General features: G+C 66.7%; 27 protein-coding genes. 17 read left to right on the forward strand and 10 right to left on the reverse strand.

Annotation, left to right across the window (positions count from 1 at the left end):
- Positions 1 to 7: 7 nt before the first annotated feature.
- Genes VQ065_RS00750 through senC form a run of 3 tightly spaced genes read left to right on the forward strand, consistent with a single transcriptional unit; the run spans position 8 to position 2,682 of the window.
- Positions 8 to 1,081 (forward strand): COX15/CtaA family protein, encoded by a 1,074-nt coding sequence (locus VQ065_RS00750; protein ID WP_003083742.1) that lies wholly within the window; start codon positions 8 to 10, stop codon positions 1,079 to 1,081.
- 25 nt (positions 1,082 to 1,106) lie between these two features.
- On the forward strand, positions 1,107 to 2,021 hold the full coding sequence (gene cyoE / locus VQ065_RS00755; RefSeq protein ID WP_003083746.1) for a heme o synthase: 915 nt from the start codon (positions 1,107 to 1,109) through the stop codon (positions 2,019 to 2,021).
- Positions 2,022 to 2,046: 25 nt separating this feature from the next.
- A complete protein-coding gene (gene senC / locus VQ065_RS00760; RefSeq protein WP_003083748.1) occupies positions 2,047 to 2,682 on the forward strand; it encodes a cytochrome c oxidase copper chaperone SenC in 636 nt (211 codons plus the stop codon).
- A 39-nt stretch (positions 2,683 to 2,721) separates the two neighbouring features.
- Here senC and VQ065_RS00765 read toward each other — a convergent pair whose 3' ends face one another.
- The gene (locus tag VQ065_RS00765) at positions 2,722 to 3,174 is read right to left on the reverse strand and encodes a GNAT family N-acetyltransferase (RefSeq protein ID WP_003083750.1); all 453 of its coding nucleotides are present in this window, start codon (positions 3,172 to 3,174) and stop codon (positions 2,722 to 2,724) included.
- A 131-nt stretch (positions 3,175 to 3,305) separates the two neighbouring features.
- Between VQ065_RS00765 and VQ065_RS00770 the strand changes: the two genes are divergently transcribed.
- From VQ065_RS00770 to VQ065_RS00800, 7 genes are all read left to right on the forward strand, one after another.
- Positions 3,306 to 3,779, forward strand: coding sequence for a winged helix-turn-helix transcriptional regulator (locus VQ065_RS00770; RefSeq protein WP_003083753.1), 474 nt, complete (start codon positions 3,306 to 3,308; stop codon positions 3,777 to 3,779).
- 256 nt (positions 3,780 to 4,035) lie between these two features.
- The gene (locus VQ065_RS00775) at positions 4,036 to 4,764 is read left to right on the forward strand and encodes an SDR family oxidoreductase (protein ID WP_003083755.1); all 729 of its coding nucleotides are present in this window, start codon (positions 4,036 to 4,038) and stop codon (positions 4,762 to 4,764) included.
- A 24-nt stretch (positions 4,765 to 4,788) separates the two neighbouring features.
- Positions 4,789 to 5,376, forward strand: a complete 588-nt coding sequence (locus VQ065_RS00780) for a 2-hydroxychromene-2-carboxylate isomerase (protein ID WP_003083757.1) — start codon at positions 4,789 to 4,791, stop codon at positions 5,374 to 5,376.
- Between the two features lie 229 nt (positions 5,377 to 5,605).
- Entirely contained in the window at positions 5,606 to 6,955 is a 1,350-nt protein-coding gene (locus VQ065_RS00785; protein ID WP_003137006.1) for a C4-dicarboxylate transporter DctA, read from the forward strand.
- A 48-nt stretch (positions 6,956 to 7,003) separates the two neighbouring features.
- Positions 7,004 to 7,690 (forward strand): FadR/GntR family transcriptional regulator, encoded by a 687-nt coding sequence (locus VQ065_RS00790; RefSeq protein WP_003083762.1) that lies wholly within the window; start codon positions 7,004 to 7,006, stop codon positions 7,688 to 7,690.
- A 100-nt stretch (positions 7,691 to 7,790) separates the two neighbouring features.
- Positions 7,791 to 8,525, forward strand: a complete 735-nt coding sequence (locus VQ065_RS00795) for a GntR family transcriptional regulator (protein ID WP_003083764.1) — start codon at positions 7,791 to 7,793, stop codon at positions 8,523 to 8,525.
- Between the two features lie 179 nt (positions 8,526 to 8,704).
- The gene (locus VQ065_RS00800) at positions 8,705 to 9,115 is read left to right on the forward strand and encodes an aegerolysin family protein (RefSeq protein ID WP_003110659.1); all 411 of its coding nucleotides are present in this window, start codon (positions 8,705 to 8,707) and stop codon (positions 9,113 to 9,115) included.
- 31 nt (positions 9,116 to 9,146) lie between these two features.
- Here the strand turns inward: VQ065_RS00800 and VQ065_RS00805 are convergent, their stop codons facing one another.
- The 4 genes from VQ065_RS00805 to VQ065_RS00820 form a co-directional block, all read right to left on the reverse strand.
- Complete coding sequence (locus VQ065_RS00805) at positions 9,147 to 10,055, reverse strand: LysR family transcriptional regulator (protein WP_003083769.1); 909 nt, start codon at positions 10,053 to 10,055, stop codon at positions 9,147 to 9,149.
- Positions 10,056 to 10,354: 299 nt separating this feature from the next.
- Positions 10,355 to 10,636, reverse strand: coding sequence for a type II toxin-antitoxin system toxin ParE (gene parE / locus VQ065_RS00810; RefSeq protein ID WP_003083773.1), 282 nt, complete (start codon positions 10,634 to 10,636; stop codon positions 10,355 to 10,357).
- Positions 10,633 to 10,860 carry a CopG family ribbon-helix-helix protein gene (locus VQ065_RS00815; RefSeq protein WP_003083775.1) on the reverse strand — a complete coding sequence of 76 codons (228 nt, stop codon included), beginning with the start codon at positions 10,858 to 10,860 and terminating at the stop codon, positions 10,633 to 10,635. The genes parE and VQ065_RS00815 overlap by 4 nt, the downstream gene beginning before the upstream one ends.
- Before the next feature lie 175 nt (positions 10,861 to 11,035).
- A complete protein-coding gene (locus VQ065_RS00820; protein ID WP_003101226.1) occupies positions 11,036 to 11,656 on the reverse strand; it encodes a hypothetical protein in 621 nt (206 codons plus the stop codon).
- Between the two features lie 100 nt (positions 11,657 to 11,756).
- Between VQ065_RS00820 and VQ065_RS00825 the strand changes: the two genes are divergently transcribed.
- A complete protein-coding gene (locus VQ065_RS00825; RefSeq protein WP_003083778.1) occupies positions 11,757 to 12,257 on the forward strand; it encodes an LEA type 2 family protein in 501 nt (166 codons plus the stop codon).
- A 72-nt stretch (positions 12,258 to 12,329) separates the two neighbouring features.
- Positions 12,330 to 12,671 carry a zinc ribbon domain-containing protein YjdM gene (locus VQ065_RS00830; protein ID WP_014603467.1) on the forward strand — a complete coding sequence of 114 codons (342 nt, stop codon included), beginning with the start codon at positions 12,330 to 12,332 and terminating at the stop codon, positions 12,669 to 12,671.
- An 81-nt stretch (positions 12,672 to 12,752) separates the two neighbouring features.
- On the opposite strand, the gene gabP is transcribed toward VQ065_RS00830, so the two are convergent.
- From gabP to bauA, 4 genes are all read right to left on the reverse strand, one after another.
- Entirely contained in the window at positions 12,753 to 14,180 is a 1,428-nt protein-coding gene (gene gabP / locus VQ065_RS00835; RefSeq protein WP_003083784.1) for a GABA permease, read from the reverse strand.
- Positions 14,181 to 14,348: 168 nt separating this feature from the next.
- Positions 14,349 to 15,842, reverse strand: coding sequence for a CoA-acylating methylmalonate-semialdehyde dehydrogenase (locus VQ065_RS00840; RefSeq protein WP_003083788.1), 1,494 nt, complete (start codon positions 15,840 to 15,842; stop codon positions 14,349 to 14,351).
- A gap of 83 nt (positions 15,843 to 15,925) precedes the next feature.
- Positions 15,926 to 16,213 (reverse strand): beta-alanine degradation protein BauB, encoded by a 288-nt coding sequence (gene bauB / locus VQ065_RS00845; protein WP_003083790.1) that lies wholly within the window; start codon positions 16,211 to 16,213, stop codon positions 15,926 to 15,928.
- On the reverse strand, positions 16,213 to 17,559 hold the full coding sequence (gene bauA / locus VQ065_RS00850) for a beta-alanine--pyruvate aminotransferase (RefSeq protein WP_003083801.1): 1,347 nt from the start codon (positions 17,557 to 17,559) through the stop codon (positions 16,213 to 16,215). The genes bauB and bauA overlap by 1 nt, the downstream gene beginning before the upstream one ends.
- A gap of 134 nt (positions 17,560 to 17,693) precedes the next feature.
- On the opposite strand from bauA, the gene bauR reads away from it, so the two are divergent.
- Positions 17,694 to 18,611 carry an HTH-type transcriptional activator BauR gene (bauR, locus tag VQ065_RS00855; protein ID WP_003083805.1) on the forward strand — a complete coding sequence of 306 codons (918 nt, stop codon included), beginning with the start codon at positions 17,694 to 17,696 and terminating at the stop codon, positions 18,609 to 18,611.
- Positions 18,612 to 18,724: 113 nt separating this feature from the next.
- Here bauR and guaD read toward each other — a convergent pair whose 3' ends face one another.
- A complete protein-coding gene (guaD, locus tag VQ065_RS00860; protein WP_003128340.1) occupies positions 18,725 to 20,095 on the reverse strand; it encodes a guanine deaminase in 1,371 nt (456 codons plus the stop codon).
- A 1,110-nt stretch (positions 20,096 to 21,205) separates the two neighbouring features.
- Here guaD and VQ065_RS00865 point away from each other — a divergent pair.
- The 4 genes from VQ065_RS00865 to ahpC all read left to right on the forward strand — a co-directional run bounded on the left by VQ065_RS00865 (position 21,206) and on the right by ahpC (position 25,551).
- Entirely contained in the window at positions 21,206 to 22,777 is a 1,572-nt protein-coding gene (locus tag VQ065_RS00865) for an ABC transporter ATP-binding protein (protein ID WP_014603469.1), read from the forward strand.
- Entirely contained in the window at positions 22,777 to 23,874 is a 1,098-nt protein-coding gene (locus tag VQ065_RS00870; protein ID WP_003083816.1) for an ABC transporter permease, read from the forward strand. The genes VQ065_RS00865 and VQ065_RS00870 overlap by 1 nt, the downstream gene beginning before the upstream one ends.
- 22 nt (positions 23,875 to 23,896) lie before the next feature.
- Entirely contained in the window at positions 23,897 to 24,823 is a 927-nt protein-coding gene (locus VQ065_RS00875; protein WP_003083821.1) for an ABC transporter permease, read from the forward strand.
- Positions 24,824 to 24,987: 164 nt separating this feature from the next.
- Complete coding sequence (ahpC, locus tag VQ065_RS00880) at positions 24,988 to 25,551, forward strand: alkyl hydroperoxide reductase subunit C (protein WP_003083828.1); 564 nt, start codon at positions 24,988 to 24,990, stop codon at positions 25,549 to 25,551.
- The last annotated feature ends 32 nt before the right edge of the window (positions 25,552 to 25,583 follow it).

Genomic DNA, 25,583 nt, shown 5'->3' on the forward strand with positions numbered 1-25,583 from the left:
CCCGCGAATGTCAGGCGCAACCCGCAAACCCGGTTTCACCGTCGCCGTGCTGGCGACCCTGCTGGCCGCCGTGGTGGTCCTGCTCGGCGCCTATACCCGGCTGACCCACGCCGGCCTCGGCTGTCCGGACTGGCCAGGCTGCTACGGCTTCGTCCACGTGCCGCTGAGCGAGGCGCAACTGGCCCACGCCGAACTGCACTTCCCCGACGCCCCGGTGGAGGCACAGAAGGGCTGGAACGAGATGATCCACCGCTATTTCGCCGGCGCCCTCGGCCTGCTCATCCTTGGCCTGGCGTTGCATGCGCTGGTCCGCCGCGGGCGCGACAGCCAACCGCTGAAGCTGCCGCTGCTGCTGCTCGCGGTGGTGATCGCGCAGGCCGCTTTCGGCATGTGGACGGTGACCCTCAAGCTCTGGCCGCAGGTGGTCACCGCCCATCTGCTCGGCGGCTTCACCACCCTGGCGCTGCTCTTTCTCCTCGCCCTGCGCCTCTCCGGACGCTTCGCGGCGCGGCGCTACCCGGCGGCGACCCGCGGACTGGCGGGGCTGGCCCTGCTCCTGGTGATCGGCCAGATCGCCCTCGGCGGCTGGGTCAGCAGCAACTATGCGGCGGTGGCCTGCATCGACCTGCCCACCTGCCATGGCGAGTGGTGGCCGCGGATGGACTTCGCCAACGGCTTCCACCTGACCCAGCACATCGGCCCCAACTACCTCGGCGGCCAGCTCGACAGCGACGCGCGCACGGCGATCCACATGACCCACCGGATCGGCGCGCTGTGCGTGACCCTGGTCCTCCTGCTGCTCGCCTGGCGCCTGCAGCGCAGCGGCCTGGTCTGGCCGACCGCGCTGATGCTGCTCGGCCTGTCGCTGCAGATCGGCCTGGGCATCAGCAACGTGCTGCTGCACCTGCCGCTGCCGGTGGCGGTGGCGCACAACGGCGGTGGCGCCCTGCTGCTGCTCAGCCTGGTGCTGGTCAACTATCGCCTGCGCGCGCCGGCCAGCGTCCGCGCGCCGGCACCGTCGCCGCAGCGCGTGCGCCGCACGCTGCCGCCGGCGCAAGGTTCGCGGCTGAAGGCCGCCTGACAGACAGAAGGATGGAGGTAAGGATATGGCCACCGTCATCGATCGCCACAGCCAGCCGACCTGGCGCGACTTCCTCGAACTGACCAAGCCCAAGGTCGTGGTGCTGATGCTGATCACCTCGCTGATCGGCATGCTGCTCGCCACCAAGGCGCCGCTGGATGGATTCGTGCCCTGGCAGGTGCTGATCTTCGGCAACCTCGGCATCGGCCTTTGTGCCGGCGCGGCGGCGGCGGTCAACCATGTGGTGGACCGGCGCATCGACTCGATCATGGCGCGGACCCACAAGCGGCCGCTGGCCGAGGGCCGGGTGTCGCCGAGCATGGCGCTGGGCTTCGCGCTGCTCCTGGCGCTGGCCGGGATGGCCGTGCTGCTGGCCTTCACCAACCCGCTGACGGCCTGGCTGACCCTCGCCTCGCTGCTCGGCTATGCGGCGCTCTACACCGGCTTCCTGAAGCGCGCCACGCCGCAGAACATCGTCATCGGCGGGCTCGCCGGGGCGGCGCCGCCGCTGCTCGGCTGGGTCGCCATCACCGGCCACCTGAGCGCCGAGCCGCTGTTGCTGGTACTGATCATCTTCGCCTGGACCCCACCGCACTTCTGGGCGCTATGCATCCACCGCAAGGACGAATACGCCAAGGCCGACATCCCGATGCTGCCGGTGACCCACGGCGAGCGCTACACCAAGCTGCACATCCTGCTCTATACCCTGGTGCTGTTCGCGGTGAGCCTGATGCCGTTCGTCATCCACATGAGCGGGCTGGTCTACCTGCTCTGCGCCCTGGCCCTGGGCGCGCGCTTCCTCGACTGGGCCTGGGCGCTCTACTGTGACAGCCGGCCACATGCGGCGATAAAGACCTTCAAGTACTCTATCGTCTACCTGTTCCTGCTGTTCATGGCGCTGCTGGTGGACCACTATCTGCCGCTGAAGCTGCTTCTCTGATCCCACTCTAGAGCCTTGCCCACCCATGACTCGAGTCAACAAGACCGTCCTCGTCCTCGTCGCCCTGGTCGCCCTGGTCCTCGGCCTCACCGTGCACAAGGTGCTCACCGCCCAGCGCCAGGCCGATCCCACTGTGCTGCTCGACGCCGGCATCGTGATCCTGCCGCAGACGCGCAAGGTGCCGGCGCTGGAGTTCACCAACCAGGACGGCCAGGCGGTCAGCACCGCCAGTCTCAAGGGTCGCTGGCACCTGCTGTTCTTCGGCTACACCTTCTGCCCCGATGTCTGCCCGACCACCCTCGCCCAGCTCCGCGAATTGCAGGGCAAGCTGCCGCAGGAGGTGCGCGACGACCTGCAGGTGGTATTCGTCAGCGTCGATCCGAACCGCGACACGCCGCAGCAGATCAAGCAATACCTGGGCTACTTCAACGCCGGCTTCCAGGGGCTCACCGGTACTCCGGAGAACATCCAGAAGCTGGCCAACGCCATGAGCATCCCCTACATCCCCGCCGACACCAGCAAGCCCAACTACACCGTCGACCACAGCGGCAACCTGGTGATCATCGGTCCGGACGGCGAGCAGCACGGCTTCATCCGCGCGCCGCTGAACAACGCCAAGCTGGAAGCCCAACTGCCCGGCGTGCTCAAGCCGCAGGCCTGATTCCCTTCCCTCCCCCCACCGTCCGCGGCGCTCCGGGCCTCAGGCCCGGCGCATGCCGATGTGCGGGATGTCGTCTTCCAGGTAGACCTCGGTGACCGCGACGAAGCCATAGCGGCCGTAGTAGGCCTGCAGGTGGGCCTGGGCCGAGAGGTACACCGGGGTATCCAGCCAGAGGCGCTCCGCCGCCTGCAGCGCGCGTTCCATCAACTGGTGACCGAGCCCCTGGCCGCGCGCGGCCGAGGAACTGACCACTCGGCCGATCACCACCTGGCCCTCGTGGCGAACCGGGTCCAGCAGGCGCAGGTAGGCGAGCAACTGGCCGTCGCGCCAGGCCATCAGGTGATGGGTATCGCCGACCAGGTCGAGGCCGTCGACTTCCTGGTAGGGGCATTTCTGTTCCACCACGAAGACCTCGGTGCGCAATTGCAGCAGTGCGTAGAGTTCCTTCAGGGTGAGGTCGGCGTGGTGCTTGCAGGTCCAGTCGAGCGACATGGTCGGGATTCCGGGACAGGGGACAGGAACGCGGTTATGCCATGGGCGGCGGGCCGCTGGAAAGGCGTGGCCGGTCGGTTTCGTTTCAGAACCCACGCGGCTATCCTTTGCCGAACGGCTGGAGGTGTCTCATGCGTTGGGAAGAACTGAGCGAACAACCCTGTTCGCTGGCGCGGGTGCTGGCGATCCTCGGCGATCGCTGGACCCTATTGGTATTGCGCGACTGCTTTCTCGGCGTGCGCCGTTTCGACGACTTCGAGCGCAGCCTCGGCGTGACCCGCCACGTCCTCGCCGACCGCCTCAAGCGCCTTGTCGAAGCGGAGATACTGGCCAAGGTGCCCTACCAGGAACGGCCGCTGCGCGAGGAATACCGGCTTACCGAGAAAGGGATGGAACTGTACCCGGCCATCCTTTCCCTGGTGAACTGGGGCGACCGCCACCTCGCCGGCGTCGAGGGGCCGCCACTCGAGCATGTGCACAAGCATTGCGGCCAGCACATGCATGGCGTGCTGGTCTGTTCCGAATGCGGTGAGCCGCTGCACGCGCGGGACGTGACGGTACGCGAGGGGCTGTTCTGGAAGGGGCGCCTGCTGCGGCGCGGCTGAGCGTTCCAGGCCTGGCCGCCGACGCGAATCGGCGGATAAACGCCGATGGCGTTACGGCAGGAAGGACGCTGTCGTACCAGGCTCCGCCGACCGGTCCCCTCTCTTCAGGGAGAGGACGTGCCGGGCAGGCCAGGACAGGCAGAGTAATTGGTGCGCGGATATCACTCGAGGCCTTGCCAGTTGACAAGTTCCTTTTAAGAACTAACTATCGTCTCTATTGGGTTCTAAAAAAGAACTAACAAGAGAGGCCTCTGCAATGACCCAGCGCAAAGCGGTTCTGGTAATGGGCGCCGGCGACGCCACCGGTGGCGCCATCGCCCGGCGGTTCGCCCGCGAGGGCTACGTGGCGTGCGTCGCCCGGCGCAACGCGGAGAAGCTGGAGCCGCTGGTGCAGGCCATCCGCGACCAAGGCGGCGAGGCCCTGGCCTGCGGCTGCGACGCACGCCAGGAGCAGCAGGTGATCGACCTCTTCGCCCGCATCGAGGGTGAGGTCGGTGCGCTGGAGGCGGTGATCTTCAACGTCGGCGCCAACGTCTGGTTCCCGATCACCGAAACCACCGAACGGGTCTATCGCAAGGTCTGGGAGATGGCCGCCTTCGGCGGCTTCCTCACCGGCCGCGAGGCGGCGCGGGTGATGCTGCCGCGGCAGCGCGGAACGATCATCTTCACTGGCGCCACCGCCTCGCTGCGCGGACGCGCGCATTTCGCCGCGTTCTCCGGCGCCAAGTTTGCCCTGCGTGCCCTGGCCCAGAGTATGGCGCGCGAGCTGGGGCCGAAGGGCATCCACGTCGCCCACCCGATCATCGACGGCGCCATCGACACCGACTTCATCCGCGAAACCCTGCCCGAGCTGTACAAGCGCAAGGAGCAGGACGGCATCCTCGATCCCGAGCACATCGCCGAGACCTACTGGCAGATCCACTGCCAGCCGCGCGACTGCTGGGTACACGAACTGGACCTGCGCCCCTGGATGGAAACCTTCTGATCCCCGCCACGGAAAGAGCCACGCATGAGCAAGCAAATCGAGTTCTTCTTCGACTTCGGCAGTCCCACCACCTACCTCGCCTGGACCCAACTGCCGCGCATCGCCGCCGCCCATGGCGCGAGCATCGCCTGGCGGCCGATGCTGCTGGGCGGCGTGTTCAAGGCCACCGGCAACCATTCGCCGATCGAGGTGCCGGCCAAGGGGCGCTACACCCTCCACGACCTGGCGCGCTATGCGAAACGCTACGGCGTGCCGCTGGCCTTCAACCCGGCCTTCCCGATCAACACCCTGACGCTGATGCGCGGCGCCCAGGGCTATCTCGGCGGCGAAGGGTTCCATCCCTACCTGAAAGCGGTGTTCGAAGCGTTGTGGGTACGACAGCAGAACCTCGGCAAGCCCGAGGTGGTCGCCCAGGTGTTGGCGGAGGCCGGGTTCGATCCGGATGAGTTCCTCCGCCTGGTTGGCGACGAGCAGGTCAAGGAGGGGCTCAAGGCGACCACCGAAGAGGCGGTGCGGCGCGGCGTCTTCGGCGCGCCCAGCTTCTTCGTCGGCGACCAGTTGTTCTTCGGCCAGGATCGCCTCGATTTCGTCGCCGAGGCCCTTGCCGGCTGACCTCCCCTTCCCCGCGGCGAGCCGCTCTGGCCCGCCGCCTTGCGCCATCCGAGCGCCCTTCTCCCGGCTGCGGCCCGCGCGTGCCGCGGTTCCTGGCCATTCGTCGCGCCCGCCGATAGCGGCTTGTCAGGCCGACTTCTTTGCGTATAGGCTGAACTGGTCAGACCGGTAATACCACAATAAAAATGCGTTCATCGCCCGCCTCCGCGAGGCCCGATGAAAGCGCCGAATGGAGACTCCTGCGATGTTCATCAAGCGCTGTTCCCGCTCGATATTCCTGCAAGTCGTGATTGGCCTGGTGATAGGCGTCATCTGCGGGGTCGGCATTCCCGACCTGGCCGTGCAGATGAAGCCGCTGGGCGATGGCTTCATCAAGCTGATCAAGATGCTCATCGCACTGATCGTCTTCTGCGTGGTGGTCAACGGCATCTCCGGCGCCGGCGACCTGAAGAAGGTCGGCCGCATCGGCCTGAAGTCGGTGATCTACTTCGAAATCCTCACCACCATCGCCCTGGTCCTCGGCCTGGTGGTCGCCTACAGCCTGGGCCTGGGCAGCGGCGCCAACATCCATCTCAACGAACTGCCCGCCGGCGACGTCGCCCTGTATACCGGGCGCACCCAGGAAATCCATGGCCCCGTGGCATTCCTCATGGGCCTGATCCCGACCTCTGTGTTCAGCGCCTTCGCCGAGAACGACATCCTCCAGGTCCTGCTGTTCTCCGTGCTGTTCGGCAGCGCCCTGAACCTGGTCGGCGAGCAGGCCAGCGGCGTGGCCCGCCTGATCAACGAATTCAGCCACATCGTGTTCCGCATCATGGGCATGATCGTGCGCCTGGCACCGCTCGGCGTGTTCGGCGCGGTGGCCTTCACCACCGCCCGCTACGGCGTCGACTCGCTCAGCCACCTGGGCGCGCTGGTGCTGGTGTTCTACGCCACCTGCCTGGTCTTCGTCATGGCGGTGCTCGGTAGCGTCCTGCGTCTCTCCGGGGTGCGCATGCTGCCGTTCCTGCGCTACTTCCGCGAAGAGCTGATGATCGTGATGGGCACCGCCTCCTCCGACGCGGTGCTGCCGCAGGTGATGCGCAAGCTCGAGCACATGGGCATCCGCAGCTCCACGGTAGGCCTGGTGATTCCCACCGGCTACTCGTTCAACCTCGATGGATTCTCGATCTACCTGACCCTGGCGGTGGTGTTCATCGCCCACGTCACCGGCACGCCGCTGGCGATGACCGACCTGGTCACCATCCTGCTGGTTTCGCTGGTGACCTCCAAGGGCGCCCACGGCATTCCCGGCTCGGCCCTGGTGATCCTCGCCGCCACCCTCACCGCGGTGCCGGCGATCCCGGTGGCCGGCCTGGTGCTGGTGCTTTCGGTGGACTGGTTCATGGGCATCGGTCGCGCGCTGACCAACCTGATCGGCAACTGCGTGGCCACCGTGACCATCGCCCGCTGGGAAAACGACATCGATATGCCGCGCGCGCAGGCCATACTCGACGGGCGCCTGGAGGCGCCGGCCAAGGCCGACGGCGAGCCGCTCAAGCGCAGCGCGGTGGCCGGGGAAGGCAAGCTGCATGGCTGACGCGCCGAGGCGCGTTGCACGTCCGATTGGCAAGTAAAGGGAGGCGACATGTTTTCTTCGTCCAAGCTGGTCAACGCGGTTGCCCAGCGCCTGCTCGACACCATCGAGCAGGGTCGCTGGGTCGCCGGCCAGATGTTGCCCGGCCAGCGCGAGCTGGCTGAGCAGATGGAAATCAGCCGGCCGAGCCTGCGCGAGGCGATCATGGTCCTGGAGACCCTGGGCGTGGTCCGTTCGCTGCCGGGCAAGGGCGTGATGGTCCTCGAACGCAGCGAGCCGCTGCGCGAGGTCGCGGCGCCCGGCGAGGCGACCATGGAAGACGTCCTGCAACTGCGCTATGCGCTGGAGCCGTTCATCGTCGGCATCGTCGCGCAGAGCGCCGGGGCGGCGGAGATCAGCGAACTGCGGCTGTTGCTGCTGGACCTGCGCGAAGCGGTCGAGGATGGCGACCCGCAGGCTCTGGTTGAGGCCTACACGGCCTTCCACCGGCGCCTGGTGAAGCTCACCTCGAACCCGATCTTCCTCAGCGTTTCCGAACAGATCGGCAGCGCCCTGGAACGCAGCGACAACCTGGTGCGCCGCCAGCCGGAATACGCCGAGGAGATCCTCCAGGAACACGACGCCATCCTCCGCGCGATCCGCCAGCACGACAGCGAGCGGGCGAGCCAGGCGATGCGCCAGCACATCCTCAACGAAGGCGCGCGCCTGAACATCGACCTGCGCTTGCCGCAGGTCTGATCGCCCGCGCCAGGGTTCCAACCCGGGACCGTCGCGGCGCCCGGACGGCTTTCGTCCGCGGCCTACGAAGGCCCACAAGCACGACTCGACAGGTGTGAACATGGTCGGATTCGACGCACGTACCCAGCAGGGCGCCGCGCTGCGCCCCACCAGCCATTTCGTCTACGAAAGCATCTACACGGCAATCCTGGAAAAGCGCCTGGCGCCGGCCGCCAAGCTGAGCAAGGAAACCCTCGGGCAGATCTTCCGGGTCAGTAACGGCACCATCCAGCGTGCCCTCACCCGTCTCGCCGAGGACGGCGCGGTGGTGATGCCGCCGAAGGAAGTCGCCAGCGTTGCCCGCCCGGACGAGCGCCAGGCGCGGCAGGTGCTGGACGCGCGCCTGCTGGTGGAAAGCGAAGTGGTGCGGCAACTGCCCGCGGGGGTGGATCCCGCCGCCCTTGCCGAGCTACGGGCGCTGGTCGACGAGGAGCAGGCTTGCCTCGCGGCCCGCGACAGCGCCGGGCTGATCCGTCTCGCCGGGCGCTTCCACCTGCGCCTGGCCGAACTGACCGAGAATCCCTTGCTGCAGGGTTTCGTCCGTGGCCTGGTGGCACGCGCCTCGCTGGACATCGCGCTGAACAAGGGGGCGGTCTATACCGCCGAGGCCTGCGCCGCGCAGCGCGCCCTGCTCGATGCCCTGGAGGACGGCGACAGCGCGGCGGCGGCTGCGCTGATGGACGCTTACCTGCGAGGCCTGTTCGCCCGCATGCGCTTCCTGCCGCCACCCACCACCGACCTGCGCGAGGCATTTGGCATGAAGGCCCCTCGCGGGGAAAAACGCCGGAGGGCCTGACCTCCCCGGCCGCCGCCTACCAGATCTGGCAGGCGGTGGTGGCTGGTGGCCAGCCTATAGTGAAGCGGGTCAGGGATGGCGCCGTGCTGGTCGAAGTAGCCAAGGGTCCGTTGTGAGCGCCCGGTCCTGTCCGTGACGTCCTACAGGAAGCTGTGAACGCATGGTTAACGGAGATCGACATGGCATACGCAGAATGGATCGCAGTGAAGGTCGTGGTATCCAAATCCATCGGCACGGTGGGCATCCGCAACGCCACCTTGCAATGGGGCAAGTTCTACCGCTACACCAACAAGGACGACGAGATTTCCACCGAGGAAGTCAGCAGCATGAACGTGCAGGCCGGCAGCCCGCAATGGATCGCCTCCTGCGGACGGGAGAACGCTTCGTCCGGCACCCAGGGCAGCTTCGACTGCTACGACGGCAACACCAAGATGGGCACCTTCAGCTGGGATGACCCGTGGAAATCCGGCGCCACCAACACCTGGGGCTTCACGCCGGCATCGGCGGACTATGCCGGCATCACCAGCGGCGGCAACGCCACGGGCACGGACATCGGCGAGGTCACCCTGACCCTCGGCCGCTTCTCCTGACGGTACCTGGAGCTGGCCGGCAGTCCGTCGGTCAGCTCCAGCGCTCATCCCCGTCCGTGGCGAACGCTCGCCGCAGCGCCTCGATGGCGACCTTCACCTTGGCCGGCTGGGCCTCTCGCCGTGGCGTCACCGCATAGATGCCGAGCCCGGGAATCCTCCACTCCGGCAATAGCTGTTGCAGGCGCCCGTCGTTCAGCGCGTCGCGTACCTCCGGCAGCGGCTGGTAGGACACGCCGAGTCCGTCGAGGGTGAACTGACGCACCGCGAGCATCCCGTTGGCGGCCACCCGTGGCTCCAGGCGCAGTTTGCAGACTTCCCCGCCCGGCCCGCTGAGCGTCAGGTGGTTGAGGTGGTTCGAAGTGTTCAGGGAAATCCAGTCGACCTCGGTCAACTGCTCCGGACGGTTGATGGGCGCCCGCTGGCGCAAATAGGCCGGCGCCGCGCAGAGCACGCTGCTCCAGTCGCCGAGGTGGCGCGCCACCAGGCTGGAGTCGGCGAGATTGCCGACGCGGATCGCCAGGTCGATGCGCTCGGCGACCAGATCGATGCGCTCGTCCTGGAAGAACAGTTGCAGGCGCAACTGGCGGTGGTTCTCCAGCAACGGTTTCAGCGCCTGGGTGATCAGCGTGCCGGAGAACCCCACCGGCGCCGCCAGGCGCAACTCGCCCACCGGCGCATCGCGCCATTCGCCAAGCCGCCGCTCGGCTTCCTCGGCGATCGCCAGCATCTGCGCGCAACTGCGATAGAACGCCTCGCCGGCCTCGGTCAGGGTCAGCCGGCGGGTGGTGCGATGCAGCAAAGTGACCTGGGCGCGGCTCTCCAGCTTGCGGATCTGCTGGCTGACTGCCGAAGGGGTCATGCCCAGGCTCTGGGCCGCGGCTGCCATCGAGCCCTTGTCCACCACAGTGGCGAAGATCGCCATGCCTTTCAGCGAATCCATGCCGGTTCCTCCTTGCGGGAGACTGCGCCTGGGGAAAAATCACCGGAAAAAGCGCGAGAAAGCATGCCCAGCGGGCGAGGTCGTCGGGTTTCGGAAAAATACGGATGCGTATGGGAGCGAAGCATAAGTCAGTTAAAGAACTAATCAGGTTGCAGTGGTCGCAAGTTGGTCGCTCTCATTTGTCTGGTCGAAAAATGTCCATTTCTTGTGAGTTATGGATGTTTTGTCCGAAATAAGTAACTACGTACAAGTCAAGGTAAATATTCGTTTTGAAACATCTTGTAACCGTGTGACCACTTTTAGGGGGTAATTTCGACCCTGTCGATGCGCAAAATCTGGATTTCCTTGCCTTTTACCCGAAAAGGGGCGCTGAACGGCCAGCGCTCCAGGGTCAGGGTGCGTACGCCTGGCACCTCGCTGGGCCGCCCTGCCCCCTGGTTGGCTACCTGCTGCAGCGGTTTCACCTGCTCGACGATGTCCTGGACGGCTTTCAGGGCTTTTTCCGGGCCGATCAGCACGACGTAATGGTCGTAGATGGCGTCCAGGTCGGCGGCCGCCTTGCGGGTCCACTTCAGGCTCATTGCAGCCCCCAGCGCTTCTCGATCTCGGTGTGTTCCAGCAGGCGACCGGCATTGGCATCGGCCAAGCCTTCATCGATGGCAGCGACCTGCCACTGCTGCCTTTCCAGGTACTGCGCGAGCGCCTGCCGCAGGTGATACGGGCGGTCGCGGTGGGTGGCGCGGGCCAGTTCATCGAGGGCCGCGACCAGGGCGTCATCGGCGCGGAACGAGACTACGGTGCTCATTTTCTGATCAGCTTCGTTTTCGTTGTATACGGTGTTTACAGTGAAAACTAATGTATACGAAAGCCCTCGGGCGAGCAATCGCCAGGCTGTTTCGTCCGACGAAAAAACCTTTATCGATCAGTGGGTTGAATGAGGAGCCCGCCCCGAGCGGGGCGGGCGGAAGGGTGGCGCGGGATTACCAGGCCTGGTTGAAGTGGAAGCCCTGCCTGGGCGAGAAGCGGGTGTTGACGAGCTTGTAGCCTTCCTCGCCGCGTGGCTTGACCAGCGAGACCTGGCCGACCTGCGGTTGGGTGATCTGTTGCAGGGTGGTCAGGCTGGCCTGCTTGAGCACCTCGGGGTTCTTCGCCCAGTCCTTCACTTCGCGTGGCTTGACCTCGACGGTGACCAACCAGCCCTTTTCCACGGCCGGGCCGTAGTCGTCGGGCTTGGCGGGGTCCACCGAACGGACGCTGACGTCGAAGCCGCTGCTGTAGCAGAAGGCCTTCGACTCGGGCTTGTAGTCCTCGCGGCCGGCGGGCGTGAGGTCGTAGGAATCGCCGTCGCGGCGCAGCAGGCCGACGCCGACCAGCGCGTCGTAGACCGCAGCGTTGCCTTTCGCCGGGCCGGGGCCGGAGAAGCTGTCGGAGAGCGTCACCGGGAAGGTCTTGAACAGGGTGGAGCTGGCGCAGGCGGGTTTGTCGAAGCCGCGCTCGGCGAGCAGGCGGGCGATCTCCTCGCTGGACGGAGCGGAGTCCGAGCAGGCGGCGAGGAACAGTGGGAGGGCGGCGACGAGGCCGCGCAGAACGCGTGTAGGCATGGGCATGTCCTTTGTCCATTGGCGCAGCCGGATCGGCTGCGCGGCGAATTCTAGCGGCTGTGGCACCATGGGCGCACATTCGACCCAAGGAGGAGAACCCATGCGCCTGCCTGCGAACCTCGGCCGCCTGCTGCCGGCCCTGTGCCTGGGCGTCCTGTTGAGCGCCTGCAGCACCTTCGGCCAGCGCGATCCGTTGCGTATCGACCTGGTCGGCCTGGAACCCCTGCCGGGGCAAGGCATGGAGATGCGCTTCATGGTCAAGCTGCGGGTACAGAACCCCAACGACGAGCCGATCGAATACAACGGCATCGCCCTCGACCTCGACGTCAACGGCCAGCCCCTGGCCAGCGGCGTCAGCGACCAGACCGGCGAGGTGCCGCGCTTCGGCGAGCGGGTGGTGAGTGTGCCGCTGACCGTCTCCGCCTTTTCCGCCTTCCGCCAGGCCTGGGGCCTGAGCAACAACGCTCCGATCCAGGGCATGCCCTACGTGGTGAAGGGCAAGCTCGCCGGAGGCCTGTTCGGCACCGTGCGCTTCAGCGAAAAGGGCACCCTCGACTTCTCCGGGCCGGCCGTCGGCGCGCCGAAGACCAAGGGGCTCTGAGGCGGTTCGGCAGGGGAGCGAGAAACCCTATATAATCTGCGGTTTTCGTCCCCCTGCTGAAGAGAGAATGCCGTGAGCACGCTGCCGTCCTGTCCCCAATGCAACTCCGAATACACCTACGAGGATGGTGCGCTGCTGGTCTGCCCGGAGTGCGCCCATGAATGGTCGCCGAACGAGGCCGCTACGGCGTCCGATGATGGCAAGGTGATCAAGGATTCGGTGGGCAACGTTCTCCAGGACGGCGATACCATCACCGTGATCAAGGACCTGAAAGTGAAAGGCTCCTCGCTGGTGGTGAAGGTCGGCACCAAGGTGAAGAACATCCGCCTGGTGGACGGCGACCACGACATCGATTGCAAGATCGACGGCATTGGCGCGATGAAGCTGAAATCGGAATTCGTCAGGAAGGTCTGAGGCGACCTTGCCTGAAGAAGCCCGGCCATTGGCCGGGCTTTTCTTTGGAGGGCTGTCTGGGTTCTTCCCCCGGTGGTGGACTCAGACCCGCGCCGTCTTCCCGGCGTAGTCCTCGCCGAGGCGCGGTTTGCGTCGCGCGTTGAGCAGCCCGAGGCAGACGGTGAAGATCGTCAGCAGAGCGGTGGCGAACACCTCGTGACGGTGCTCCGGCATGATCAGCATGATGCTCAGCGCGGCGACGATGAACAGGATCACCGCCCAGGTCAGCCAGGGATATAGCCACATGCGGAACTCGATGGGCTGGCCGCTGGCCTGCAATTGCTTGCGCATGCGCAACTGGGCCACGGCGATCACCAGGTACACCAGTAGCGCCACGGCGCCGGAGCTGGCGAGGAGGAAGGTGAAGACCTTCTCCGGCGCGAAGTAGTTGACGATGGTGGTGAGGAAGCCCACCGCGGTGCTGGCCAGCACCGCCGGGCGTGGTACGTGGGCGGTGTTGGTCAGCTTGAGCACGCTCGGGGCGTCGCCGCGCTTGGCCAGGGAGAAGACCATCCGCGACGAGGTGTAGATCGCCGAGTTCAGGCAACTGGCCACGGCGACCAGTACCACCAGGTCGACGATCAGCTTGGCGTGCGGGATGTCCAGCAGCTCCAGGGCGCGCTGGTAGGAGCCGACCTGGATCAGCAGCGGGTCGTTCCACGGCACGATGGAGATCACGATGAAGATCGACACCAGGTAGAACAGGCCGATCCGCCAGATCACCGAGTTGGTGGCGCGGGTGATCTGCTTCGCCGGGTCCTTGGACTCGGCGGCGGCGATGGTGACGATCTCGGTGCCCATGAAGCTGAACATGGTCGTCAGCAGGGCGCCGAGCACCGCGCCGTAGCCGTTCGGCACGAAGCCGCCGTGGCTCGCCATCAGGCTGGACAGGCCGCTGACCTCGCGTTCCGGCAGGCCGCCGACGATGGCCACCGCGCCGAGCACGATGAAGGCGATGATGGCGATCACCTTGAGCAGCGCGAACCAGAATTCGAACTCGCCGTAGCGGGCCACGCTGAAGAGGTTGGTGACGGTGAGCAGGAAGGTCACCGCGAGGGCGAAGATCCAGGTGTCGATGGCCGGGAACCAGGCGTTGAGGATGGCCGCGGCGGCGATCGCTTCGAGGGGGATCACCAGCACCCAGAACCACCAGTAGAGCCAGCCGATGGTGAAACCGGCCCAGCGGCCGATGGAGCGATCGGCGTAGGTGGAGAAGGAACCGGTATCGGGGGAGGCGACCGCCATTTCGCCGAGCATGCGCATGACCAGCACCACCAGGGTGCCGGCGATCAGGTAGGCGAGCAGGGCGGCCGGGCCGGCGGCGGCGATGGCATGGCCGGAGCCGACGAACAGGCCGGCGCCGATCACCCCGGCGATCGACAGCATGGTGACGTGGCGTTGTTTCAGGCCGGGCGCGAGCGAGGCGTTGCGCTTGTTCGGCAGTTGTGAAGCCAGTACGACTTTGGACATCGTTGAGACCCTTTAATTGTTCTTGGGCAAGGTCTGGGCCGCCTTGTGGGCGACGCCATGGGTGCGGCCGTGGGTGAGGTTTCACGGCGGTGGAACGTTGCGGACTCCTGATTGCGGAAAAAGAAAAAAGGCATGGTCGTTACCGACCATGCCTGTTGTCGTCAGCCTTCAGAGGCTGGGGAAGGCGAATTGCGAGGCCTCGTGGCTGGCCCGCTGCGGCCAGCGCTGGGTGATGGCCTTGCGCCGGGTGTAGAAGCGCACGCCGTCCGGGCCGTAGGCGTGGAGGTCGCCGAACAGCGAGCGCTTCCAGCCGCCGAAGCTGTGGTAGGCCACCGGCACCGGCAGCGGGACGTTGACGCCGACCATGCCGACCTCGATCTCGTCGCAGAACAGGCGGGCGGCCTCGCCGTCGCGAGTGAAGATGCAGGTGCCGTTGCCGTATTCGTGGTCGTTGATCAACTGCATGGCCTCTTCCAGGCTGTTGACGCGAACCACGCACAGCACCGGGCCGAAGATCTCTTCCTTGTAGATGGTCATTTCCGGGGTCACCCGGTCGAACAGGCTGCCGCCGAGGAAGAAGCCGTTCTCGTGGCCGGCGACCTGGTAGCCGCGGCCGTCCACCACCAGCTCCGCACCCTGGGCCACGCCGCTGTCGATGTAGCCGGTGACCTTGGCCTGCGCGGCGGCAGTGACCAGCGGGCCCATGTCGAGGCCGCAGGAAGTGCCGGCGCCGATCTTCAGCGCCTTGATCTGCGGAACCAGCTTGGCGATCAGCGCGTCGGCCACCTGGTCGCCGACGCATACCGCCACCGAGATCGCCATGCAGCGCTCGCCGCAGGAGCCGTAGGCGGCACCCATCAGCGCGCTGACGGCGTTGTCGAGGTCGGCGTCGGGCATCAGCACCGCATGGTTCTTCGCGCCGCCCAGGGCCTGCACGCGCTTGCCGCGCTTGGTGCCCTCGGCATAGATGTATTCGGCGATGGGGGTCGAGCCGACGAAGCTGATGGCTTTCACTTCCGGCGCCTGGAGCAGGCCGTCCACGGCTTCCTTGTCGCCGTGCACCACGTTCAGCACGCCCTTCGGCAGGCCGGCTTCGTGGAACAGCTCGGCGATCAGCAGGGTGGAGCTGGGGTCGCGCTCGGAGGGCTTGAGGATGAAGGTGTTGCCGCAGGCGATGGCCAGCGGGTACATCCACAGCGGCACCATCGCCGGGAAGTTGAACGGGGTGATCCCGGCGACCACGCCGATCGGCTGGAAGTCGCTCCAGGCGTCGATGTTCGGGCCGACGTTGCGGCTGTACTCGCCCTTGAGGATTTCCGGGGCGGCGCAGGCGTACTCGACGTTCTCGATGCCGCGCTTGAGTTCGCCGGCGGCGTCTTCCAGGGTCTTGCCGTGCTCTTCGCTGATCAGCTTGGAAATCCGCGCCTCGTTCTGCTCCAGCAGTTGCTTGAAGCGGTACAGCACCTGTGCACGCTTGGCCGGCGGGGTGTTGCGCCAGGCCGGGAAAGCGGCCTTGGCGGCATCGATGGCTTTCTGCAGGGTCTTGCCGTCGGCCAGCGGGACCTTGTGGATGGCTTCGCCGGTGGAGGGGTTGAAGACGTCGGCGCTGCGGCCGTTGTCGGCGACCATTTCGCCGTTGATCAGGTGGTGGAGGGTGCCCATCTTGTCTTGTTCTCTCTTCGCTAGGGGTGACGAAAGGGCCGTGGCCCTTTCCCTTTACCCGCTCCCTGGGGAGCGGGTGCGGATTACTTGATCTCGGTCTCGACGAAGACCACTTCGTGTGCGCTGGCGTTGATCACGTTGTGCTCGACGCCGGCCTTGCGGAAGTAGGCCTGTCCGGCGACCAGCGGCGCGTGACGGTCGCCCTCTGGGGTTTCCAGCAGCAGCGTGCCGTCGGTCAGCGGTACCACCACATAGTCGTGGCCGTGGCGGTGGCGCCCGGTTTCCGCGCCGGGGGCGAAGCGCCATTCGGTCACGATCACCTCGGCGTTGTCCACCTGCACGGTGGGTACGGCTTGCGGGCGGCCGCTCATCAGGCGATGCCGTTGAGCGCTTCGCCGACCGCGTCGAACAGGCGGTCCAGCTCTTCCGGCCTGGCGTTGAAGGTCGGGCCGAATTGCAGGGTATCGCCGCCGAAGCGCACGTAGAAACCCTGTTGCCAGAGCTTCATGCCGGCCTCGAACGGACGCACGGTCGGATCGCCGTCGCGCGGGGCGATCTGGATCGCGCCGGCCAGGCCGCAGTTGCGGATGTCGATGACGTTCTTCGCGCCTTGCAGGCCGTGCAGGCCCTTCTCGAAGTGCGGCGCCAGCTCGGCGGACTGCTGCACCAGGTTGTCCCTGGCCAGGATGTCCAGCGCGGCGAGGCCGGCGGCGCAGGCGACCGGGTGCGCGGAGTAGGTGTAGCCGTGGCTGAACTCCACCGCGTGCTCGGGCAGCGCCTGGTTCATGAAGGTGTCGTAGATCTCGCTGCTGGCGATCACCGCGCCCATCGGCACGGCGCCGTTGGTGACCTGCTTGGCGACGTTCATCAGGTCCGGGGTGACGCCGAAGTACTCGGCGCCGCTGTAGGTGCCCAGGCGGCCGAAGGCGGTGATCACCTCGTCGAAGATCAGCAGGATGTTGTGCTGGTCGCAGATCTCGCGCAGGCGCTGCAGGTAGCCGACCGGCGGTACCAGTACGCCGGCGGAGCCGGACATCGGCTCGACGATCACCGCGGCGATGTTCGAGGCGTCGTGCAGCTCGATCAGCTTGAGCAGCTCGTTGGCCAGCTCGACGCCGCCGGTCTGGGCCATCCCGCGGGTGAACGCCATGCCCGGTTGCAGGGTGTGCGGCAGGTGGTCGACGTCCATCAACTGGCCGAACATCTTGCGGTTGCCGCCGATCCCGCCGAGGCTGGTGCCGGCGACGTTGACCCCGTGGTAGCCGCGGGCGCGGCCGATCAGCTTGGTCTTCTGCGGCTGGCCTTTCAGGCGCCAGTAGGCGCGGGCCATCTTGATCGAGGTGTCGGCGCACTCGGAGCCGGAACCGGTGAAGAACACGTGGTTCAGTTCGCCTGGCAGCAACCCGGCGATCTTCTCGGCCAACTGGAAGGACAGCGGATGGCCGTACTGGAAGCCCGGCGAGTAGTCGAGGGTGCCGAGCTGGCGAGCCACCGCCTCCTGGATTTCCTTGCGCGAGTGGCCGGCGCCGCAGGTCCACAGGCCGGACAGGCTGTCGTAGACCTTGCGGCCCTTGTCGTCGGTCAGCCAGCTGCCTTCGGCGGCGACGATGATCCGCGGGTCCTTCTGGAAGTTGCGGTTGGCGGAGAAGGGCATCCAGTGGGCGCGCAGGTTGAGTTCGCTGGAAACCGGCGGGGCCACGTTGAGCGGCTGGTTCATCGTTCGATCCTCGGGCTTTCTTGTTGGAAGGTTCCGCGCACGCGGCGGCGGAGCGTTGGATCAAGCTTGGCCCTGACGAAAGGTTAGATAAAGCTTATTCTTCTAACGTTTAGTTTCGACTGGGTAAAACAATAATGGCCAAATCCCGCAACCCGTCGCTCGGCCAGGTCAGCGATTTCGATATCCGCCTGCTGCGCATCTTCAAGACCATCGTCGAGTGCGGCAGTTTCTCCGCCGCCGAGAGCACTCTCGGCCTCAGCCGCTCGGCGATCAGCCTGCACATGGGCGACCTGGAGAAGCGCCTGGGCATGCGCCTGTGCCAGCGCGGCCGCGCCGGCTTCGCCCTGACCGACGAGGGCCGCGAGGTCTATCGCGCGACCCAGACCCTGCTGGCGGCGCTGGAGGGGTTCCGCGCCGAGGTCAACGACCTGCACCAGCACCTGCGCGGCGAACTCAACATCGGCATCATCAACAACCTGGTGACCCTGCCGCAGATGCGCATCACCCACGCTCTCAGCGCGCTCAAGGGGCAGGGACCGCAGGTGCGGATCAACATCGGCATGACCACCCCCAACGAGATCGAACTGGGCGTGCTCGACGGCCACCTGCATGTCGGCGTGGTGCCGTTGATCAGTCCGCTGTCGGGGCTCGAGTACCTGCCGCTGTATGACGAGCACGCGCAGCTCTATTGCAGCCGCGGCCACGCACTGTTCGAGCGCGCCGACGGCGATATCGCGGTGGACGAGGTGCTCGCCGCGGACGCCGTGGCGCCCAGCTACCGCCTGCCCGCCGAAGCCCAGGCGCGCCACCAGGAACTGAACAACAGTGCCAGCGCCTCGGACCGCGAGGGCATGGCGTTCCTGATCCTGACCGGCAACTTCATCGGCTACCTGCCGTCGCACTACGCCGCCGACTGGGTCGCCGCCGGGATGCTGCGGCCCCTGCTGCCGGAGCGTTTCCACTACGCCATCGCGCTGACCATCGTGACCCGCAAGGGACGCCGGCCGAACCTGGTGCTGGAACGGTTCCTGGAGGCGGTGGCGGTGTCGTGAGGGCGCGGATTGAGTGACGCGAGCTTCGGCCGTCCGCCGAACGGTGCCTTTTCTCTAACAGCGCGAGGAGGTGGCATGCAGCGACGGGCCGAGCCAATGCGGGAAAGAGGCTCTCACCCCTTCGCATGGCGCCGCTCCCCCATCACCCAGGTCTCCGCCACCGCGCGGTCGTCGCCCAGGGTGTTCAGCACGAACAGGGTATCGGCCAGGCCGCGCGCATGCTCCATGCGCTGGGCGATCATCGGCGTGGCGGCCAGGTCGAGAGCGACGAAGTCGGCCTCGCGGCCGGGCAGGAAGTTACCGACCAGGCCGTCCAGGTCGAGCGCCCTGGCGCCGCCGAGGGTGGCCAGGTAGAGCGCCTGGAACGGATCGAGGCTGGTGCCGCGCAATTGCTGGATCTTGTAGGCGTCGGCGAGGTTGGCCAGCAGCGACAGGCTGGTGCCGCCGCCGACGTCGCTACCGATGCCGACGCGGATGCCGTATTGCTGGGCGCGGCCAAGGTCGAACAGGCCGGAGCCGATGAACAGGTTGGAACTGGGACAGTGCGCCAGCGCCGCGTTCTTGTGCGCCAGGCAGCGGCATTCGCGTTCGGAGAGATGGATGCCATGGGCGAACACGCTGCGTTCGCCGACCAGGCCGGCGCGATGATAGACGTCCAGGTAGTCCTGCGCCTGGGGAAACAGCTCGCCGACCCAGGCGACTTCCTTGAGGTTCTCCGAAAGATGGGTGTGCAGGTAGACGCCGGGATACTCGTCCAGCAGGCGCGCCGCCGCGGCCAGTTGCTCGGGCGAGGAGGTCGGCGCGAAGCGCGGGGTGACCGCGTATTGCAGGCGCCCGTTGCCGTGCCAGCGCTCGATCAGCGCGCGGCTCTCGGCGTAGCCACTGGCCGCGGTATCGCACAGCGCCGGCGGCGCGTTGCGGTCCATCAGAACCTTGCCGGCGATCATCCGCAGGCGGCGCTTCTGCGCGGCCTGGAAGAATGCCTCGGCGGATACCGCATGGACCGTGCCGAACACCAGCGCGGTAGTGGTGCCGTGGCGCAGCAGTTCGTCGAGGAACAGCTCGGCCTGGGCGGCGGCGTAGCCGGCATCGGCAAAGCGCTGCTCGGCGGGAAAGGTGTGGGTTTCCAGCCAGTCCAGCAGTTGGGTGCCGTAGGAGGCGATCACTCCGAGTTGCGGGTAATGCACATGGCAGTCGACGAAGCCGGGCAGCAGCAGGCGCTGCGGATGTTCCTCCAGCGGCAGGTCGGCGGGCAGTTGTGGCAGCAGGTAGGCTGCGTGATCGAGCGCGCGCACGTGGCCGTGTTCGATCCACAGCAGGCCGTCCTCGAAATACTCCCAGGCCTTGTCGCCGAGCTTCGCCGGGTCGCCGAGGAAATGCAGGATCCGCCCGCGATGGGCTGAACTGCTCATCGCGCTCCCGCCGTGGTCGGAGTGCAGGATAAGTGGGGGGACGAAGTTGCCAGCAGGTACTGCATCGTTCATCTCCTCTGCTGCCGGAACGGCGCTTTCGCCTCTTTAGTCCGGGAAATCGACGGAAATATCCCGTCTTTGGCGCGTGATCTCGCTTCCGCCATTATGCACTGTGCGCATGCTGTGGATAAGTCTGTGTGTAGCGCGTGTGCGGCAAGATTGCACGAGCCATTGCGGGATGTGCCCATCTGGCTTCCGGCAGGCGATCCGCGGAAAGCGTTCCGGCACCTTGAATCCGCCTTGCGAAATGCCCGGTCGGCAACTGGCGCTTCTGTGGGTTTGTCTGTGGAAAAGCTGTTCGCATTCCCCGTTGAAAAAATGCCTTCGGCGGTCGGGGGAAAGGCATTGGACGGGGCCGCAGGATTTCTCCCGATTGGCGAAAGAGCCAGGGAAAAAGCGCTGTGGAATGCGCCACGACGGTGCATCGCGAAACTGTGGACAGCGGATCCACCCATGGCGCCGCCGAGCATGCTTCCGTCGATCGCCGCGGACTTTCCTGGAAAGCCGGAAAACCCAGTATTCATGGGCTTCCTGGCGTCTAAAGAGGAAGTCCTGGAGACATTTTCACGGGCATTCCCGTTCCGCGGGTTTCCTGTGGAAAAGCTGTTGGCAAACTGTGCCGGAAGCGGGCCGCCGGGGCTGCCCCAGGGATTCGGCCGAGCCATGGCTTGGCCGGGAGAGGTCGTTCTGCCGGGTTCCTCCGAACGGCTGTCGATATCTTGTGGATAAAGCTGTTGGCAAAGTGTTGGAGAAAATGCCTTGCCAGGTCGTGCTCATGACCTGCCGGGTTGGCTGTTTTCTGTCCAGCGCCGATGTTGCGAAAATTGCCGGGACGGTCGGAGCGGGAGGCTTCCCAAGGTCCCGGATGGGCTCCCGACACGCTGTGGATAACTCTGTGAGCAAGGTGGTGATGACTGTTTTGCGACAAATGCTCACGCGGGTGCGCCGCAGGGTTGCCCGCAAATGTGCCGCGGCGTCCCAGGCGTGCTCCGGCTTGGTGCCGCTCGGCGCGGCAGCCTGGCCCTTGGCTCCCGGCGCAAGCCGCGTTCCAGGGCTTTCCTGACCTCCTGGCCAGGTATTTGCACCGGCCGTGGCATCGTCGAGCAACCGACCGGGTCCGCCATGTCCGCACCTACCTCCTTCGCGCCGCCGCGCCTCGAACTGCGCGGGATCAGCAAGCGCTATCCGGGTTGCCTGGCCAACGACCGCATCGACCTGTGCATCGACGCCGGCGAGATCCACGCCCTGCTCGGTGAGAACGGCGCCGGCAAGAGCACGCTGATGAAGATCATCTACGGCGTGACCCGTCCCGATGCCGGCGAGATCCGCTGGCAGGGCGAGCCGGTGCAGGTGCGCGACCCGGCTCGCGCCCGGGCGCTGGGGATCGGCATGGTGTTCCAGCATTTCTCCCTGTTCGAGACGCTCAGCGTGGCGGAGAACATCGCGCTCGCCCTCGGCGCCGAGGCGGGCAGCCCGCGCCGGTTGGAGGCGCGTATTCGCGAGGTGTCGCAGCGCTACGGCATGCCGCTGGAGCCTCGCCGGCTGGTCCATGGGCTGTCCATCGGCGAGCGCCAGCGGGTGGAAATCGTGCGCTGCCTGATGCAGGACATCCGCCTGCTGATCCTCGACGAGCCGACCTCGGTGCTGACCCCGCGCGAGGCCGAGGATCTCTTCGTCACCCTGCGCCGTCTTGCGGAGGAGGGTTGCAGTGTCCTCTTCATCAGCCACAAGCTGGCCGAGGTCCGTGCGCTCTGCCAGCGCGCCACGGTGCTGCGCGGCGGACGGGTGGCCGGACAGTGCGTGCCGGCGCAATGTTCCGATCTCGAGCTGGCGCGGCTGATGGTGGGCGACGCCGAGGGCCTGGCGGCGGAGTATCCGAAGGTCACCGGCGGCGCGCCTTTCCTCCAGGTGCGCGACCTGCACTGGCGCAACCCGGACCCCTTCGGCGTGTCCTTCGCCGGCCTCGACCTGGAGGTGCGCAGCGGCGAGATCCTCGGTATCGCCGGGGTCGCCGGCAACGGCCAGGACGAGTTGCTTGCCCTGCTCAGCGGCGAAGTGCGCCTGCCGCGCGCCCAGGCCGAGCGCATCCGCCTCGGCGGCTGCGCCGGCGCGCACCTGGCGCCGGATGCGCGGCGCCGCGCCGGCCAGGCCTTCGTGCCCGCCGAGCGGCTGGGGCACGGCGCGGTGCCGGAGATGAGCCTGGCGGACAATGCGCTGCTCACCGCCTTCCAGCAGGGCCTGGTGAGGCGCGGGTTGGTCCGGCGGCGCAAGGTGCTGGCGCTGGCCGAGGAGATCATCCGCCGTTTCGCCGTGAAGGCCCCGGGTGCCGGGGCGCCGGCACGCAGCCTTTCCGGCGGCAACCTGCAGAAGTTCATCCTCGGCCGCGAGATCCTCCAGGCCCCGCGCCTGCTGGTGGCGGCGCATCCCACCTGGGGCGTGGACGTCGGCGCGGCGGCGCTGATCCACCGCGCGCTGATCGCCTTGCGCGATGCCGGTACGGCGATCCTGGTGGTCTCCGAGGACCTCGACGAGCTGTTCCTGCTCAGCGACCGCATCGCCGCGCTGTGTTCGGGTCGGCTGTGCCCGGCGGTCGCCACCGCGAGCGCTTCGCCGCAGCAGGTCGGCGGCTGGATGGCCGGTCAATTCGAGGCGCCGGCGGCAGTCGCCGGCGCCGTTGCCCAAGGGAGCCTGTGATGCTGTTGTCCCTGGAACCGCGCGGCCGACAGTCACGCTGGATGCTGCTGGCCTCTCCGCTGCTGGCGGGGCTGCTGACCCTGGTCTGCGGCGCGCTGCTGTTCGCCTGTCTCGGCCACGATCCGTGGCAGACCCTGCATACCGTGCTGGTACAGCCGGTCAGCGACCTCTATGGGCTCGGCGAGCTGCTGGTCAAGGCCATGCCGATCCTGCTCTGTGCCCTCGGCCTGGCGCTGGCCTACCAGGCGCGCGTGTGGAACATCGGCGCGGAGGGCCAGTTGCTGGTCGGCGCCCTGGCCGGCAGCGCGGTGGCGATCCAGTTGCTCGACTGGCAGAGCCGCTGGGCACTGGCCTGGGTGCTGCTCGCCGGCACCGCTGCCGGGGCGCTCTGGGCCGGGTTCGCCGCCTGGCTGCGAACGCGCTTCAACGCCAACGAGATCCTGACCACCATCATGCTCAACTACATCGCGCTGAACCTGCTGCTGTACGGCGTGCACGGGCCGTTGAAGGACCCGGATGGCTTCAACTTCCCGCAGTCGGCGCTGTTCGGCGAGGCCAGCCGCCTGCCGGCGCTGTTCGAGGACAGCCGGGTGCACCTTGGCGCATTGTTCGGCCTGCTGGCGCTGGCGGCGGTCTGGGTGCTGGCGCAGCGCAGCTTCCTCGGTTTCCAGGTCCGCGTGCTCGGCCTCGACCGCCGCGCCGCCGGTTTCGTCGGTTTCCGCGAGAAGCGCCTGGTCTGGTTCGTGCTGCTGTTCTCCGGCGCGCTGGCAGGTCTGGCCGGCGTCTGCGAGGTCGCCGGGCCGATCGGCCAACTGGTGCCGCAGGTCTCGCCGGGCTACGGCTATGCGGCGATCACCGTGGCCTTCCTCGGCCGTCTCAATCCCTTCGGCATCCTCTGCGCCAGCCTGCTGATGGCGTTGCTCTACCTCGGCGGCGAGGCCGCGCAGATGAGCCTCAACCTGCCGTTGGCGCTGACCGGGCTGTTCCAGGGGATGATGCTGTTCTTCCTCCTCGCCTGCGACGTGCTGATCCTCTACCGCCCACGTTTGCACGGACGCTGGCGCAAGCGCCCGGCGCTGCGCGACGCCCTGGCCTGAGCCGAACCGCCGAGGAACCACGATGGATATCGATCTGCTCGACAACCTGCTGTTCGCCATGGTCCGCACCGGTACTCCGCTGCTGCTGGTGGCGCTGGGCGAACTGGTCTGCGAGAGAAGCGGGGTGCTCAACCTGGGCCAGGAGGGGATGATGCTGTTCGGCGCGGTGATCGGCTTCATGGTCGCCTTCTCCAGCGGCAGCCTGTGGCTCGGCGTGCTCCTCGCGGTGCTCGCCGGCATGCTGCTGGCGGCGCTGTTCGCCGGGGTCGCCCTGTACCTGAACGCCAACCAGGTGGCCTGCGGCCTGGCGCTGACCATCTTCGGCGTCGGCCTGTCGTCGTTCGTCGGCGCCGCCTGGGTCGGCAAGCCGCTGCAAGGGTTCGCCCCGCTGGCGCTGCCGGTGCTGGGCGAGTTGCCGCTGCTCGGGCGCATGCTGTTCGCCCAGGACGCGCTGGTCTACCTGAGCCTGGCGCTGTTCGCCGCGGTCGCCTGGATGCTCCTGCGCAGCCGCGCCGGGCTGGTTCTCCAGGCGGTCGGCGAGAACCCCGACGCGGCCAGCGCGATGGGCCTTCCGGTGCTGCGCGTGCGCACCCTGGCGGTGCTCTTCGGCGGCGCCATGGCCGGCCTGGCCGGTGCCTACCTGTCGCTGGCCTACACGCCGATGTGGGCGGAGAACATGACCGCCGGACGTGGCTGGATCGCCCTGGCGCTGGTGGTCTTCGCCAGTTGGCGGGTGTTCCGCGTGCTGCTCGGTGCCTGGTTGTTCGGCCTGGCCAGCATCCTGCACCTGGTGGCCCAGGGGATCGGGCTGTCGATTCCGGCCAACCTGCTGGCGATGCTGCCCTATGCGGCGACCATCCTGGTGCTGGTCCTGCTCTCCCGCGATGCCCTGCGCACCCGGCTGTATGCCCCGGTTTCCCTGGGCCAGCCGTGGAAGGCCGGGCACTGACGAGGGCAGGTTCTTCGATTAGTTGTTTTAACTATTTATATATTCTTCGATAGATTTAGATAATTTCACTGATGGCCTAAATCAATGGGGCATTTTTGCCGAACCCCGTTAAGATTCTCCCAGTCGATTTGAAACACCCCATTCAACTGAGAGAGGAACGACTGATGTCCCTGATCAACACTCAAGTCCAACCGTTCAAGGTCAACGCTTTCCACAACGGCAAGTTCATCGAGGTGACCGAGGAATCCCTGAAGGGCAAGTGGTCGGTCCTGATCTTCATGCCGGCTGCCTTCACCTTCAACTGCCCGACCGAGATCGAAGACGCCGCCAACAACTACGGCGAGTTCCAGAAAGCCGGTGCCGAGGTCTACATCGTGACCACCGACACCCACTTCTCGCACAAGGTCTGGCACGAAACCTCCCCGGCCGTCGGCAAGGCCCAGTTCCCGCTGATCGGCGACCCGACCCACCAGCTGACCAACGCCTTCGGCGTGCACATCCCGGAAGAAGGCCTGGCCCTGCGCGGTACCTTCGTGATCAACCCGGAAGGCGTGATCAAGACCGTCGAGATCCACTCCAACGAGATCGCCCGTGACGTCGGCGAGACCGTGCGCAAGCTGAAGGCCGCCCAGTACACCGCCGCCCACCCGGGCGAAGTCTGCCCGGCCAAGTGGAAGGAAGGGGAGAAGACCCTCGCTCCGTCCCTGGACCTGGTCGGCAAGATCTAAGACCGCGCCGGCGGCATTCGCCGCCAGCCTCT

Origin of the sequence: Pseudomonas sp. KBN10P06128 (assembly GCF_037574945.1) — a bacterium.
GTDB classification, from domain to species: Bacteria; Pseudomonadota; Gammaproteobacteria; order Pseudomonadales; family Pseudomonadaceae; genus Pseudomonas; species Pseudomonas aeruginosa.

What these genes read in the sequence shown, in the direction of transcription:
- VQ065_RS00750 (WP_003083742.1), top strand. Translation starts at nt 8, where the DNA reads ATGTCAGGCGCAACCCGCAAACCCGGTTTCACCGTCGCCGTGCTGGCG.
- cyoE (WP_003083746.1), top strand. Translation starts at nt 1,107, where the DNA reads ATGGCCACCGTCATCGATCGCCACAGCCAGCCGACCTGGCGCGACTTC.
- senC (WP_003083748.1), top strand. Translation starts at nt 2,047, where the DNA reads ATGACTCGAGTCAACAAGACCGTCCTCGTCCTCGTCGCCCTGGTCGCC.
- VQ065_RS00765 (WP_003083750.1), bottom strand. Translation starts at nt 3,174, where the DNA reads ATGTCGCTCGACTGGACCTGCAAGCACCACGCCGACCTCACCCTGAAG.
- VQ065_RS00770 (WP_003083753.1), top strand. Translation starts at nt 3,306, where the DNA reads ATGCGTTGGGAAGAACTGAGCGAACAACCCTGTTCGCTGGCGCGGGTG.
- VQ065_RS00775 (WP_003083755.1), top strand. Translation starts at nt 4,036, where the DNA reads ATGACCCAGCGCAAAGCGGTTCTGGTAATGGGCGCCGGCGACGCCACC.
- VQ065_RS00780 (WP_003083757.1), top strand. Translation starts at nt 4,789, where the DNA reads ATGAGCAAGCAAATCGAGTTCTTCTTCGACTTCGGCAGTCCCACCACC.
- VQ065_RS00785 (WP_003137006.1), top strand. Translation starts at nt 5,606, where the DNA reads ATGGAGACTCCTGCGATGTTCATCAAGCGCTGTTCCCGCTCGATATTC.
- VQ065_RS00790 (WP_003083762.1), top strand. Translation starts at nt 7,004, where the DNA reads ATGTTTTCTTCGTCCAAGCTGGTCAACGCGGTTGCCCAGCGCCTGCTC.
- VQ065_RS00795 (WP_003083764.1), top strand. Translation starts at nt 7,791, where the DNA reads ATGGTCGGATTCGACGCACGTACCCAGCAGGGCGCCGCGCTGCGCCCC.
- VQ065_RS00800 (WP_003110659.1), top strand. Translation starts at nt 8,705, where the DNA reads ATGGCATACGCAGAATGGATCGCAGTGAAGGTCGTGGTATCCAAATCC.
- VQ065_RS00805 (WP_003083769.1), bottom strand. Translation starts at nt 10,055, where the DNA reads ATGGATTCGCTGAAAGGCATGGCGATCTTCGCCACTGTGGTGGACAAG.
- parE (WP_003083773.1), bottom strand. Translation starts at nt 10,636, where the DNA reads ATGAGCCTGAAGTGGACCCGCAAGGCGGCCGCCGACCTGGACGCCATC.
- VQ065_RS00815 (WP_003083775.1), bottom strand. Translation starts at nt 10,860, where the DNA reads ATGAGCACCGTAGTCTCGTTCCGCGCCGATGACGCCCTGGTCGCGGCC.
- VQ065_RS00820 (WP_003101226.1), bottom strand. Translation starts at nt 11,656, where the DNA reads ATGCCTACACGCGTTCTGCGCGGCCTCGTCGCCGCCCTCCCACTGTTC.
- VQ065_RS00825 (WP_003083778.1), top strand. Translation starts at nt 11,757, where the DNA reads ATGCGCCTGCCTGCGAACCTCGGCCGCCTGCTGCCGGCCCTGTGCCTG.
- gabP (WP_003083784.1), bottom strand. Translation starts at nt 14,180, where the DNA reads ATGTCCAAAGTCGTACTGGCTTCACAACTGCCGAACAAGCGCAACGCC.
- VQ065_RS00840 (WP_003083788.1), bottom strand. Translation starts at nt 15,842, where the DNA reads ATGGGCACCCTCCACCACCTGATCAACGGCGAAATGGTCGCCGACAAC.
- bauB (WP_003083790.1), bottom strand. Translation starts at nt 16,213, where the DNA reads ATGAGCGGCCGCCCGCAAGCCGTACCCACCGTGCAGGTGGACAACGCC.
- bauA (WP_003083801.1), bottom strand. Translation starts at nt 17,559, where the DNA reads ATGAACCAGCCGCTCAACGTGGCCCCGCCGGTTTCCAGCGAACTCAAC.
- bauR (WP_003083805.1), top strand. Translation starts at nt 17,694, where the DNA reads ATGGCCAAATCCCGCAACCCGTCGCTCGGCCAGGTCAGCGATTTCGAT.
- guaD (WP_003128340.1), bottom strand. Translation starts at nt 20,095, where the DNA reads ATGAACGATGCAGTACCTGCTGGCAACTTCGTCCCCCCACTTATCCTG.
- VQ065_RS00865 (WP_014603469.1), top strand. Translation starts at nt 21,206, where the DNA reads ATGTCCGCACCTACCTCCTTCGCGCCGCCGCGCCTCGAACTGCGCGGG.
- VQ065_RS00870 (WP_003083816.1), top strand. Translation starts at nt 22,777, where the DNA reads ATGCTGTTGTCCCTGGAACCGCGCGGCCGACAGTCACGCTGGATGCTG.
- VQ065_RS00875 (WP_003083821.1), top strand. Translation starts at nt 23,897, where the DNA reads ATGGATATCGATCTGCTCGACAACCTGCTGTTCGCCATGGTCCGCACC.
- ahpC (WP_003083828.1), top strand. Translation starts at nt 24,988, where the DNA reads ATGTCCCTGATCAACACTCAAGTCCAACCGTTCAAGGTCAACGCTTTC.